The organism is Vibrio renipiscarius, assembly GCF_000827885.1.
Classification (GTDB): domain Bacteria; phylum Pseudomonadota; class Gammaproteobacteria; order Enterobacterales; family Vibrionaceae; genus Vibrio; species Vibrio renipiscarius.
In genome coordinates, this window is sequence record NZ_JTKH01000006.1 from 386327 (window position 1) to 399862 (window position 13536).

Genomic DNA, 13536 nt, shown 5'->3' on the forward strand with positions numbered 1-13536 from the left:
ATTCAAGCCAGTTCGATTAAGCAGTTTCAAATATAAATTTAGTCAATCACTGACATCTTGTGGCCATGATTGGTGAATCAGCAATGATAACTTGATGAATGTTTCAAAAATGTAAATGCATGTTTGATTTTTGTGTTGCTTATGCATATTGTGGTCAGACCAGAATAATAAAAGAAGAGTGATGTCAGCCATGTACCCGAACTTACTCAAACCTCTAGATTTAGGCTTTACTCAATTGCCGAACCGCGTCCTGATGGGCTCAATGCATACGGGATTGGAAGAAGACAAGCGTGGCCTCGATAAACTCGCTGCCTTTTATGCTGAGCGAGCAAAAGGGGGGGGAGGGCTTATCGTTACGGGTGGTTTCTCACCTAATCTGCGTGGTCGATTGCACCCATTCAGCGCCGAATTTAGTAAAACGAAACACGCCGATGCGCATCGAGTTGTGACGGAGGCGGTTCACCAACATGGTGGGAAGATCGCTCTTCAACTGTTGCATGCCGGTCGCTACGCGATGCATCCATTCGCGCAAAGTGCTTCGGCAATTAAAGCCCCAATCGCTCGGTTTGCGCCGAGCGAAATGAGTGAAAAGCAAATTCTTAAAACCATTGAGGCTTTTGCCAACAGCGCTCGACTTGCTCAACAAGCGGGTTATGACGGTGTCGAAGTCATGGGCTCAGAAGGCTATCTAATCAACCAATTTATCTGTCAACGTACCAATAATCGTTACGATGATTGGGGCGGCAGTTATCAAAACCGAATGCGCTTGCCGCTCGACATTATTAAGGCGATTCGTCAGGTTGTTGGTGAGCGCTTTATCATCATCTTTCGTTTGTCGATGTTGGACTTGGTTGAGCAAGGCAGCACTTTTGAGGAAGTGATTGAACTAGCCAAAGCGCTCGAGCAAGTTGGCGTGACACTCCTTAATACCGGTATTGGTTGGCATGAGGCGCGGATTCCCACGATCGCCACGCAAGTGCCACGGGGCGCATTTGCTTGGGTGACGGAAAAGGTGCGCCCGCATGTGTCGATCCCGATCATCACGTGCAATCGAATCAATATGCCAGAAGAAGCGGAACGTATTTTGGCTTCAGGCCAAGCGGATATGGTGTCGATGGCAAGGCCATTTCTCGCCGATGCCGATTTCGTCATCAAAGCCGAAAAACAGCAAGCGCAATTGATTAATACCTGCATTGGTTGCAACCAAGCGTGCTTGGATAACGTCTTTAAAGGCAAGCGAGCCAGTTGCTTGGTGAACCCTTATGCATGCCGTGAAACGGAGTTGATAGAACAGAGCGCGAAGGTTGTGAAAACGGTCGCGGTTGTCGGCGCGGGGCCGGCTGGGCTTGCCTGCGCGACGACATTAGCGAGAAGAGGTCACCAAGTTGATTTGTTTGAGCGCAGCGACCGAATTGGCGGTCAATTTCGTCTTGCGATGCAGATTCCAGGCAAAGAAGAGTTTCGAGAAACCATACGTTACTTTGCCAATCAAATTGACGAAACTGGCGTCAAGTTACATCTGGAAACAGAAGCCGATTTCGACTTACTCCAAGAGTACGATGAAGTGATTATCGCGTCGGGAGTGCAACCGCGTAAGGTGGATATTCAAGGTATCAATAATCAAGAAAAAGTCATTGATTATCAAACGCTGATTAAAGAGAAAACGTACTTAGGCGACAAAGTGGCCATTGTCGGGGCGGGAGGCATTGGTATTGATATCGCGACCATGATCACCGAACCACAAGATAACCAACTCGACGATTGGTTGCATGATTGGGGAATTGATAAAGACATTGCTCATCCGGGAGGGTTATACCCATTTCCGGACTGTTCAAGCGATACGGAAGTGTGGGTATTGCAGCGTCGTAAAGGGCGAGTTGGTAAAGGACCCGGAAAAACGACGGGTTGGATACATAAACGGACCCTTGAAAAGCGCGGTGTGCATTTGCTGGGCGGAGTCAGTTACGAGTCGATTGACGAAGAAGGTTTGCACATTGAGTTAGATGGTCAGGCTCAATTGATTGCCGCTGATAAAGTGGTGATCTGTGCCGGACAAGAGTCGGTGCGGCCGTTTGAAGAACAATGGCAACAGTTTGGCGACAAATTGCATGTCATTGGTGGGGCAGATCATGCGGGCGAGCTCGATGCGGTGCGCGCGATTCGTCAAGGCGTCGAGTTGGGCTTAAAGCTGTAACCCAATGAATATCGTTTAAAACAACCATCCCTCCATTTGGAGGGATGGTTGTTTTAACTGGCGGACTATTTCGCCAGTTCGTAGTTTTCGTGCATTTCTTTTGGCGCAATACCGTACTCGTAGTCAGCAAGGTAGCCATCTTTGTACACTTTCATGCCTTTATCATCCCAACTGACTTTAATCACGGCTGTTTTTCCGTCCGTGCTGCCCAAAAGCTCAAGCATTTGTTCATCAATTTTAACCGCTTTAATGGTGGTAATGCGTTTGAATGATTCAAATTCGGTCGAGGTTGGCAAATCACCGTAAGTGTCTACCCACACATCAGTAGGAATAAGCCACTGGTTATAGACTTCATCAACGATAGGCCTATGCATGCTCGCGACAACCACATCGTCGGTCATGATGTTATTGGTTTCAAGCGTGTAACCACCTTTGCCATCTGCCACATAAGTTGGGAAATCTTGGCCTAATTCTTGTTGTTTTGGTAGGCGGCCTAGGGTTGGGGCTTTTTTAACATAGAGATCCGCTGAATCAAATTGACTCATGATCTGAGGGATTTTTTGGAATTCAACTGGCTCAGCAGCAAACAGCGCAGTAGGCAATGATAGTGCAGCCGAAACGGCAGCAATAAGGAATGCTTTTTTCATTTGGTGACTCGTTATTAATATAATTTTCAGTATGTGATTTTTTGTGTTGATGCATTGCAAGTGGCAAAAATATCAACGCGGCTCATCATAGGCTGAGAACGCAAACGTTTCACTGATTTAGATGCGGGTTTTCTCTAAAGATGAAAATTTCAGCTGAACGTGACGCAGAAACGGTTCAGCTGAACATTTTGGGTGAGGGCGACTATAAGATGACGGTTTTGTTGCCGTAAACAAAGACATGGTCATTAACCACTTTGTTCAATGCTTTGCTTAACACACTTTTTTCAACATCTCGGCCAGCCTGCGCCATGTCTTTCGCACTAAACGTATGATCGACAGGAATCACATCTTGTTTGATGATTGGGCCTTCATCGAGATCATTGGTAACGAAGTGTGCGGTGGCACCGATGATTTTTACACCTCGTTCAAAGGCTTGTTGGTACGGTTTGGCCCCAATAAAGGCGGGTAGGAAGCTGTGGTGAATGTTGATGATCTTATGATGAAAATTATCCACAAAGCTTGGGGTTAGTACGCGCATGTACTTCGCCAGAACAAGGTAATCCGCTTGATAAGGATTGATGATATCCAACATCGCTTGCTCATGCTCTTCGCGTGTTAAACCTTCATGGCTGACGCAGTGATAAGGAATATCAAATTTCTCTGTTAAGCCTTGCAAAGAGTCATAGTTGCCGACAACGGCGGCGATATCGATGTCTAAGCTACCATCATAATTTTTAATTAAAATATCACCCAAGCAATGGGCTTCTTTAGTCACTAAAATCACGACGCGCTTACGGCTGGCATCCATAAGCTTACGCTTAGCGCCAGTCGGTAGTGCTTGGTCGAGATCGGCAAGAAAAGTGTGGTCGTTAAAATAGCCTTCCAATTCGGTACGCATAAAAAAGTGACCGCTTGGATTATCAACAAACTCGGCGTTATGAATAATATTTAGCTGATGTTTGTAACAGATGTTGGTGATTTTTGAAATCAATCCAGGTGCATCACTACAATGTGTTAGCAGTGTTTTTTTTTCCATTTTGCTCGTACTTCCGTGATTTGTTTTTGCGTATGATGATGTTGTTCGAGGCGTGCTAAGAGTGAGCGAACACTTAATGATTGAGTAACAATTAAACTAATATCGACACAAATTCAATAAGAAATCCATCTAAAACAGGGTGGGTTATCGAGTTTATCGAGGTTTTATCCCCTTTATCTATACTTTTAATCGCGGCTCTAATCATCGCTATCCCCTTCATTACAACGTTTAGGGTATACTGATTTTTTTGCTACGACTCTCACTTGCATGATCACAAAAACCTTTTCTCAAGATGGCGCACTCGGTAAAGCAATACCCGGTTTTCAGCCACGCCAAGCGCAGCTCGATATGGCTGAGTCAGTGCTAAAATCGATTCAAGAACAAGGTCAATTGGTGATCGAGGCAGGAACGGGTACCGGTAAGACATTCGCCTATCTTGTCCCAGCCTTAATGAGCGGCAAAAAAACCATTATCAGTACGGGTTCCAAAAACCTTCAAGAGCAGCTCTTTCACCGTGATTTACCCTTGATGACCAGCGCATTGGGTTTTTATGGGCAAGTGGCGCTACTTAAAGGGCGAGCGAACTATTTGTGTTTAGATCGCCTCAGCCGTCAAATGATTGAAAGCCATGGCAACCATTCGGATCCAGCGCTATTAGCTCAATTGGTTAAGGTTAGAGCGTGGTCTTCGGCGACCAAAACTGGCGATCTGGGCGATTGCGATGAGATCGCAGAAGACAGCCCAGTGATTCCAACCATCACGTCGACCAACGATAATTGCTTAGGTAAAGAGTGCCCAAGCTACACCGATTGCTTCGTTTTAAAAGCGCGCAAGAAAGCGATGGACGCCGACATTGTTGTGGTTAACCATCACTTATTCTTTGCCGATTTGGCGATCAAAGAAACTGGCTTTGGCGAGTTAATTCCTGAGGCTGAAGTTTTTATTTTTGATGAAGCGCATCAACTACCGGACATCGCCAGCCAATATTTTGGTCAATCGATCTCTAGCCGTCAGATACAAGAACTCAGTAAAGACATTGAGATTGCTTATCGCACCGAAGTCAGAGACATGCGTCAATTGCAGAAAGTGGCGGAGAAACTTAACCAATCGGCCATGGATTTACGCATTGTGTTGGGTGAGCCTGGTTTTAGAGGCAACTGGCGTGAGGCGATTAAATCCCCTTCGATTGCCAGAGAGATTGAACGTGTGCGTGATGCGATCGACTTTACGATTGAAGTGCTGAAGTTAGCCTTAGGCCGTTGTCAGTTACTCGATACCGCGTTTGAACGCGCACATACGATTAAAGGGCGAATTGACCGCGTCTGTGATGTCTCTATTACCGGTTATTCCTATTGGTTTGATACCACGCCGCGTCACTTTAGCCTGCATATTACCCCGCTAAGTGTGGCGGATAAGTTCAATGAACAGATCGCGCTTAAGCAAGGGGCGTGGATTTTCACTTCCGCAACTCTTGCGGTGAATGGCGACTTCTCGCACTTTACTTCACGCCTCGGCATTCAGCCTCAAGCGCAGTTTTCTTTGGCCAGTCCGTTTGACTATCAAACTCAGGCTCGCTTATGTGTGCCGCGCTATTTGCCTGAACCGAATAGCCCAGGTATGGCCGAAAAATTGGTCAAGATGCTCGCGCCCTTGATCGAACAAAACCAAGGTCGCTGTTTCTTCCTTTGTACCTCACACAGCATGATGCGTGATTTAGGCGAGCGCTTTCGAGAAGTGCTCACTGTGCCAGTGTTGATGCAAGGAGAAACCAGCAAACAAAAAACCTTAGCGGAGTTTATGGAGCTAGGGAATGCCTTGCTGGTGGCCACGGGGGCATTTTGGGAAGGCATTGATGTTAGAGGTGACACCCTTAGCTGTGTTATTATCGACAAATTACCGTTTACTGCGCCTGATGACCCATTGTTAAAAGCGCGCATTGAAGATTGCCGACTGAAAGGGGGCGATCCTTTCGCACAGGTACAATTACCCGATGCGGTGATCACCCTTAAGCAAGGGGTTGGGCGTTTAATACGTGACAAAAAAGACAAAGGAGCGCTGATCATTTGTGATAACCGATTGGTGACACGTGATTATGGTGGCGTTTTCCTCGGAAGTTTACCGCCGATTCCTCGTACGCGAGATTTGGGTTCGATTGAAGACTTCCTTCAACAGATTTCAGAAACACATAACTTAAGATTAGAGAATTGAATGAGCGCAAAAATTCTTGCCCTAGATACTGCAACGGAAAACTGTTCGGTTGCCTTATTAATTAATGACAAAGTGTACTTCCGCAGTGAAGTTGCGCCTCGTGACCATACCAAGCTGATTCTGCCGATGGTGGATGAAGTATTGAAAGAGGCGGGTATTTGCCTTACCGATCTTGACGCCTTGGCATTTGGCCGTGGTCCTGGCAGTTTTACCGGTGTGCGTATCGGTATTGGCATTGCACAAGGTCTTGCTTTTGGTGCTGAGTTACCAATGCTGGCTATCTCAACACTTGAAGCAATGGCACAAGGTGCGTACCGCTTAAACGGCGCGACACAAGTGGCCAGTGCGATAGATGCACGCATGAGCGAAGTTTATTGGGGTCGTTACCGTCGCCAAGAGAACGGTTCATGGATCGCGATTGATCAAGAATGTGTTATCGCACCGAGTGTGCTTGCCGAGCAAATCCAAGCGGATGAATCAGAATGGGCGACGGTGGGTACCGGTTGGGCGGCGTATCAAGACGCAATGGAGACACTTCCACTGACTCGTGTTGACGGTGGTGTCCTTTACCCAGATGCACAAGATATCGTGCATATTGCTCAGTTTGCGTTTGCAAATGGCGAAGCGGTTGCTGTGGAAGATTCAACGCCAGTTTATCTGCGTGACAATGTTGCGTGGAAAAAACTACCAGGGCGCGAATAGCCACACGTTTGAGTTTCTAATTCGAGGATAATGGCGAATAGTATGGTGTCGATTCATGGATTACCGGCGGCGATTCCTGGCCTAAAGAAAGCGAATAAGGCCAGTAAACAAAGCAAAATTAATAAATCGCAAAGTCAGCAATCGGCTAACCAGACATCAAAAGTGGCCAATGCGGTTGCTCATACTATTCGTTATGTCCAAGAGTCGGATATTCATAAAGCGCAAATCCAATACGATTTACCTGAAGGTCGCAGCTGTAAAGCGCTTGAAGAGTACATGCGAGTGATGAATCAGGCGAAGCGAGATGAACTGATCCAAATGCTTGGTGTCGATATTTATATCTAACCCTGAGTGTTTAGTATTGAATACTCATCGATAACTGACTAAGAGCGAGAGCACTATGAATATGACCCGTTTACTCCGATTCGTTATTGTTGGTTGTGCTTCCCTTATCCTGCTGGGGTGTTCTTCTTTGCCTGACACGTTAAAAACGGACAATCCTAACCTCGTTACCGATTATCAAGTGTGGCAGTCTGCACCTCAGGCTGAATATGCACTCCGTCTTGGTGGCGTTATCGCTGCGGTGACCAATTTTCCGCAGCAGACGCGTATTGAAGTGGTGAACCTGCCGATTAATGCATCCGGTAAGCCTGATATCAATCAAGAGCCCAATGGTCGCTTTGTGGCTTATATTAAAGGGTTTGCCGACCCAGTGGCGCTAAGTGAAGGCCGTCTAGTTACGTTCTTAGGGGCTGCGAATGGCTCCGAAAAGGGCCAAGTCGGTCAGTTTGATTATGACTTCCCGGTCATGGATGCCTCTCAATATCACTTATGGCGCATTGAAGAGCGAGTGATCGTAAATGACGTTGGCAGTTACATGTACCCATGTCGTGACGTTCACTGTCGAAATATCCACTCAAGTACTCGCCAAGGCAGGGTCATTCAAGAAGTAAGATAAATGCTTCGTAGTACACACTTTGAGCTCTCATTCGGTTCGGTTGCAGCTTTAGAATACGGTGATGTTAAAACTGCGCCGTATTCGATTGTCTTTTTGCACGGTTGGTTAGATAACGCAGCCAGCTTTCAAACGACAATAGACGCGCTGATTACGCTGGAACCTAACGTCCATATTTGTGCGATTGATTTACCAGGGCATGGCTTCTCAAGTCATAAATCTGCCGATAACTTCTATCTGTTTTTCGACTATCTGGACGATATTTATCAACTTTTGGCGAATATATCGCCAAACAAGTTGCTGTTAGTTGGACATTCCCTTGGTGCTTTGTTAGCAAGTTGCTATAGTGCCGCCTTTCCTGAACAAGTGGCAGGATTAGTACAGATTGAAGGGAACGGTCCCTTGGCAGAAAGTCCGGAAAATAGCGTGATGCGTTTGCGTGCAGGCATTAAAAGTCGCCAGCGTATTCGCAACAAACCCCTTCGTACTTTTCCCACTTTAGACGACGCCGTCGCGTTGCGTGCACGAGTCAACCAGTTGCGAGTTGAACAAATTAAACCCGTGGTTTGCCGAGGTTTGTTTGAACGCGAGAATGGGTGGGCTTGGCGACATGATGTGAAACTGCAAAGCGATTCGCTATATCGCATGGCGAATGAACATGCCGCGCAGTTTCGTCAGCAGATCGTCTGTCCTCAGCTTATTATCTTGGGGACAAGTGGCTTTGAGCATCTTCGGCAAGATAACGACAGTGTTCAGCATGTTGTCTACATTGAAGGTGGCCATCACTGCCATTTACAGCAGCCACAAGCCGTCGCAGAGCGGATTTTTGGCTTAGTTAACATAATTTAAACAAGTGTTTGAGTGTTTCGTGCTCGAACCCTTCGCCTGTGCTGTAATTGGGATTATAAATGGCGTGCTCTAAACGCTATTCGTTTTCTATTTTATTACCGCACCTGATTTTTTCGAGGAGTAGTTATCGTGGATAAACCTTGGTTGTCTCGTTATCCAAATGAAGTGCCTGAGCACATCAACCCAGATCAGTACCCATCACTGGTTGAAATGTTTGAGCAGTCAGTACAAAAATATGCTGATCAGCCAGCGTTCATGAATATGGGCTCTGTGATGACTTTCCGCAAATTGGAAGAGCGTAGCCGCGCATTTGCCGCTTACCTGCAAAATGATCTTAAGCTGAAAAAAGGCGATCGTGTTGCGTTGATGATGCCAAACTTACTGCAATACCCAGTTGCATTATTTGGTGTGTTGCGTGCCGGTCTGATTGCGGTCAACGTCAATCCACTGTACACCCCACGTGAACTCGAACATCAGTTGAATGATTCTGGCGCGAAAGCGATTGTGATCGTGTCAAACTTTGCCAATACGCTTGAGCAAGTGGTTGAGAACACGCCGGTTAAACATGTGATTCTAACGAGTCTTGGCCAAATGCTGCCACGTGCAAAAGGTACGCTGGTTGATTTTGTGGTTAAGTACGTTAAAGGTATGGTGCCTAAATACGATCTGCCGGGTGCGATTTCAATGCGTAAAGCATTGCACAAAGGCCGCCGCCTGCAGTACGTGAAACCGTTCATGTCTGGCGATGATATCGCGTTTCTGCAATACACGGGTGGTACGACTGGCGTGGCAAAAGGCGCAATTTTAACGCATCGCAATATGGTCTCAAACGTTCTGCAAGCCAAAGGCGCCTATGGCCCTGTACTGTCAGAAGGTCGTGAGCTAGTGGTCACTGCTCTGCCGCTTTATCATGTGTTTGCGTTAACCGTAAACTGCCTTCTGTTTGTTGAAATTGGGGGTAATAACCTACTGATCACCAACCCACGTGATATTCCGGGCTTTATCAAAGAACTGCAAAAATACGCGTTTACGGCGATCACCGGTGTGAACACATTGTTTAATGCTTTGGTGAACAACGAAGATTTCCACGAGCTTAACTTCAAAAATATGAAGTTATCTGTTGGTGGTGGTATGGCAGTTCAACGCGGCGTAGCGGATAAGTGGAAGAAAATTACCGGTGTGCACCTTTTAGAAGGTTATGGCCTGACAGAATGTGCACCATTGGTGACGGGTAACCCGTACGATCTGACGGATTACACCGGTGCCATTGGCCTACCTGTACCGTCGACGGAAGTGCGCATTGTCGATGAAGAAGGGCAACCGCTGCCGAATACGGAAGTGGGTGAGCTGCAAGTTCGTGGCCCACAGGTCATGCAAGGTTACTGGCAACGTCCTGAAGCAACCAAAGAAGTATTAACGGAAGATGGTTGGCTATCGACGGGTGATATCGTTAAGTTCGATGACGAAGGCTTGCTGTACATCGTTGACCGTAAAAAAGACATGATTTTGGTTTCAGGCTTCAACGTTTACCCGAATGAACTTGAAGATGTCGTGTCACTGCATGGCAAAGTGTTGGAAGTTGCTGCAATCGGCCAGCCACATGAAGTGTCAGGTGAGGTTGTGAAGCTTTATGTCGTGAAACGAGACCCAAGCTTAACCAAGGAAGAAGTGATTGCTCACTGCCGTCAACATATGACTGGCTACAAAATTCCTAAATTGGTTGAGTTTAAAGATGAACTGCCAAAAACCAATGTAGGCAAGATTTTACGTCGCGTGTTGCGCGAAGAAAATGATGCGAATCTTGCAAAAGCGGCACAAGAAAAAGCCGCGGACGCAAAGGCTGAGTAAGCCAAGCACCATTGAATAATTAGTGATAGAATGCCGGCTCATGTAGCCGGCATTTTTTATGCGAGAATTAAGTGAACTATCAGATTATTACCCAGAGTACTGAATTAGACGTTGTCTGTAAGCAAGCCCGCACGGTAGAAACCGTCATGCTAGACACTGAGTTTGTCCGTACCCGAACCTTTTATCCTCAGTTAGGCTTAATTCAGCTATTTGATGGCCAAACCTTATCATTGATCGACCCTCTGGCGATTGACGACATGAGTGCCTTTGTGGATTTGCTGCAAGATACTTCGGTAATGAAGGTTTTACATGCCTGTGGTGAAGATCTGGAAGTGTTTAATAACAGCTTTGGTTGCCTACCACAGCCAATGGTTGATACACAAATCATGGCCGCGTTCTTAGGTAATGGCCTTTCAACAGGCTTTGCGGCGCTTGTAAAAGACAACTTGGGTGTCGAGCTGGATAAAAGTGAATCTCGTACCGATTGGATGGCGCGCCCATTAACACAAAAGCAGCTTGATTATGCCGCCGCTGACGTGCACTACCTTAAGCCGCTTTACGAAAAGTTGCTTAGTGAGCTTGAGCCGACAGGCTGGTGGCCAGCCGCTAAACAAGAATGTGCTTTGATTGCTTCTAAGCGCATCAAAAAAGTCGATGCTGACAAAGTCTATCTTGATATTAAAGGCGCATGGCAATTAAGACCGCGTGAGTTAGCGATCTTAAAACCATTGGCGACTTGGCGTTATAAAGAAGCGATTCGCCGTGACTTGGCTTTGAATTTCGTTTTCAAAGAAAATGATTTGCTGACGGTTGCGCGATTGGGTATCCAGAATCGCAATCAAATGGAACAGGAAGGGGTTGACCCTCGTTCGGCTCAGCGCCACAGCGCACGTATCATCTCATTGGTTAAAGCCGCGAAAGAGACACCGGCCGATCAGTTCCCAGAGTCGATTGAGCGCTTAATGGATATGCCAGGCTACAAGCAGTTGTTTAAAGTACTAAAAGATGAAGTGAAGAAAGCATCGGACAGCAGCGGTTTGGCGAGTGAGTTTTTAGCGTCTAAAAAGCAATTGAACAGTTTACTAACGTGGGTGTGGCGTCGTAATCGTGACGAAAATAAACGTCCTGATTTGATGCAAGGCTGGCGCTTAGAGTTGCTAGGCAACAAACTGGATAAATTGATCAAATAGCAGGCGTGTTTCCTTTCTTGATCACCCGTGTATAACTTGGATTGATTGGGGTTGTACACTTTTGAGGTTGTGCACTATCAAGATTGGAACCAACGCTTGAGTAAAAAGAAAGGCTAGGTATTTAAATACCTAGCCTTTCTTTTTTTAACGAGTAGACGTATGAGGGTTAACCTGCCAACACGTCTGTCGCGACTTTGTAGCTTGGATCTTCTTTCACGTTGATTTCAACGAGGCTGCCTGCTTTATGCAGTAATGCACGACAATCTTGGCTTAAATGACGAAGATGCAGTGTTTTGCCTGCTGCCACATAGCGTTCTGCCAGTGTTTCAATCGCTTCAATCGCTGAGTGGTCGGTCACTCGTGAATGAGCAAAGTCGACGATAACGTCATCAGGGTCGCTTTTCGGGCTAAATAGCTCCAAGAAGTTTGCTGCGCTGCCAAAGAAGATTGGGCCGTGAATATGGTAAACCTTCACACCATCTTCATTGGTTTTACTTGATGCGTAAATGTGTTTAGCGTGTTCCCATGCAAACATCAATGCTGAAGCGACAACCCCCACAGCAACGGCAACCGCAAGGTCAGTCAGAACAGTGACGACGGTAACCAATACGATAACAAAGAAGTCTTGTTTAGGTACACGACGAGCCAGTTTGAAGGTTGCCCATTCAAACGTACCGATAACCACCATAAACATCACGCCAACAAGCGCCGCAAGTGGGATCATCTCAATCAGTGCTGACGCAAACAAAATAAAGCACAGCAATGCAACCGCAGCAACAATACCCGAAAGACGACCACGGCCACCTGAGTTCACGTTGATCATTGATTGACCGATCATGGCACAGCCACCCATCGCACCAAAAACAGAACATGTCACGTTAGCCAGGCCTTGGCCCATACACTCACGGTTAGATTGACCGCGTGTATTGGTCATCTCATCAAGTACCGTCAGTGTTAGTAGTGATTCAATCAACCCGATCGCTGCCAGGATGATCGCGTAAGGGAGGATCACTTGCAGAGTTTCAAGGGTAAATGGCACGGTCGGAATAGAGAAGGTAGGCAGTGAGCCTGCCAGCGTTGCGGCTTCATCACCAGACATTGTACGCAAGAAATCGACGACGGTGCGTGTGTCTAAGTCCAATCCAACCACTAAAGCCGTCACCGTTACGATTGCGACGAGAGACGATGGAACAGCGGTAGTGAACTTTGGCAGAAAGTGAATAATCGCCATCGTCAACGCAACCAAGCCTAGCATTAATGCCATTTGGTCGGTTGGTAACCATGTTAGCGCGCCGCTCATATCAGGCGCTTTGAATTGGCCTAGCTGTGCAAGGAAGATAACGATAGCAAGACCGTTAACGAAGCCAATCATTACTGGGTGTGGCACCATGCGGATAAATTTACCCAGCTTGAATAAGCCAGCGGTAATTTGCAGTAGGCCAGCGAGCATGATCGCAGCGAATAGGTATTGAACACCGTGTGATGAAACCAGAGCGACCATCACAACGGCCATGGCGCCCGTCGCACCAGAAATCATACCAGGACGGCCACCAAAAATAGAAGTAATCAGGCCAACGATAAAGGCTGCGTAAAGACCAACCATAGGGTCCACGCCAGCGACGAAGGCAAAGGCAACGGCTTCAGGTACAAGGGCAAGTGAAACCGTTAAACCAGATAACACATCGTTTTTTACGGAGTGTTTTGAAAATTGAGGGAATTCAAACATATTTGCTCAGTTTGGCTAAGTGTTTAAAATTATTCTAAATTGTACTCTATGCGTTACTAAAGCAAACGGTGATGTAAAAGAGCAGAGTAACAAAAGATAAAATTCAGATCGCGCGAGGCATGCTACAGAAAACTGTGATTAAGTTCAAGAATGAAGCAGTTTTTAACCGCCATTTGTACGA

11 protein-coding genes are annotated in these 13536 nt (G+C 46.6%); 8 read left to right on the plus strand and 3 right to left on the minus strand.

What is annotated here, in order from left to right:
• The first annotated feature begins 190 nt into the window (after positions 1–190).
• Positions 191–2194 carry an NADPH-dependent 2,4-dienoyl-CoA reductase gene (locus tag OJ16_RS05050; RefSeq protein WP_040988818.1) on the plus strand — a complete coding sequence of 668 codons (2004 nt, stop codon included), beginning with the start codon at positions 191–193 and terminating at the stop codon, positions 2192–2194.
• A gap of 65 nt (positions 2195–2259) precedes the next feature.
• Here the strand turns inward: OJ16_RS05050 and OJ16_RS05055 are convergent, their stop codons facing one another.
• Together OJ16_RS05055 and purU are read right to left on the minus strand one after the other, a co-directional pair.
• On the minus strand, positions 2260–2841 hold the full coding sequence (locus tag OJ16_RS05055) for a hypothetical protein (protein WP_040988042.1): 582 nt from the start codon (positions 2839–2841) through the stop codon (positions 2260–2262).
• Positions 2842–3043: 202 nt separating this feature from the next.
• Entirely contained in the window at positions 3044–3877 is an 834-nt protein-coding gene (gene purU / locus OJ16_RS05060) for a formyltetrahydrofolate deformylase (RefSeq protein ID WP_040988044.1), read from the minus strand.
• A gap of 267 nt (positions 3878–4144) precedes the next feature.
• Here purU and OJ16_RS05065 point away from each other — a divergent pair, with 267 nt between their 5' ends.
• The 7 genes from OJ16_RS05065 to rnd all read left to right on the plus strand — a co-directional run bounded on the left by OJ16_RS05065 (position 4145) and on the right by rnd (position 11629).
• Positions 4145–6085: an ATP-dependent DNA helicase gene (locus OJ16_RS05065; RefSeq protein WP_040988045.1), complete on the plus strand. Its 1941-nt coding sequence runs from the start codon at positions 4145–4147 to the stop codon at positions 6083–6085.
• Positions 6086–6787 carry a tRNA (adenosine(37)-N6)-threonylcarbamoyltransferase complex dimerization subunit type 1 TsaB gene (tsaB, locus tag OJ16_RS05070; protein ID WP_040988047.1) on the plus strand — a complete coding sequence of 234 codons (702 nt, stop codon included), beginning with the start codon at positions 6086–6088 and terminating at the stop codon, positions 6785–6787.
• A gap of 42 nt (positions 6788–6829) precedes the next feature.
• Positions 6830–7132 (plus strand): hypothetical protein, encoded by a 303-nt coding sequence (locus OJ16_RS05075; RefSeq protein WP_040988049.1) that lies wholly within the window; start codon positions 6830–6832, stop codon positions 7130–7132.
• A gap of 55 nt (positions 7133–7187) precedes the next feature.
• Positions 7188–7745, plus strand: a complete 558-nt coding sequence (locus tag OJ16_RS05080; protein ID WP_040988051.1) for a Slp family lipoprotein — start codon at positions 7188–7190, stop codon at positions 7743–7745.
• Positions 7746–8591 carry an alpha/beta fold hydrolase gene (locus OJ16_RS05085; protein ID WP_040988053.1) on the plus strand — a complete coding sequence of 282 codons (846 nt, stop codon included), beginning with the start codon at positions 7746–7748 and terminating at the stop codon, positions 8589–8591.
• A gap of 129 nt (positions 8592–8720) precedes the next feature.
• Entirely contained in the window at positions 8721–10439 is a 1719-nt protein-coding gene (fadD, locus tag OJ16_RS05090; RefSeq protein ID WP_040988055.1) for a long-chain-fatty-acid--CoA ligase FadD, read from the plus strand.
• 71 nt (positions 10440–10510) lie between these two features.
• Positions 10511–11629 (plus strand): ribonuclease D, encoded by a 1119-nt coding sequence (gene rnd / locus OJ16_RS05095; RefSeq protein WP_040988056.1) that lies wholly within the window; start codon positions 10511–10513, stop codon positions 11627–11629.
• Between the two features lie 166 nt (positions 11630–11795).
• Here the strand turns inward: rnd and OJ16_RS05100 are convergent, their stop codons facing one another.
• Positions 11796–13355: a SulP family inorganic anion transporter gene (locus OJ16_RS05100; RefSeq protein WP_040988058.1), complete on the minus strand. Its 1560-nt coding sequence runs from the start codon at positions 13353–13355 to the stop codon at positions 11796–11798.
• Positions 13356–13536: the final 181 nt, after the last annotated feature.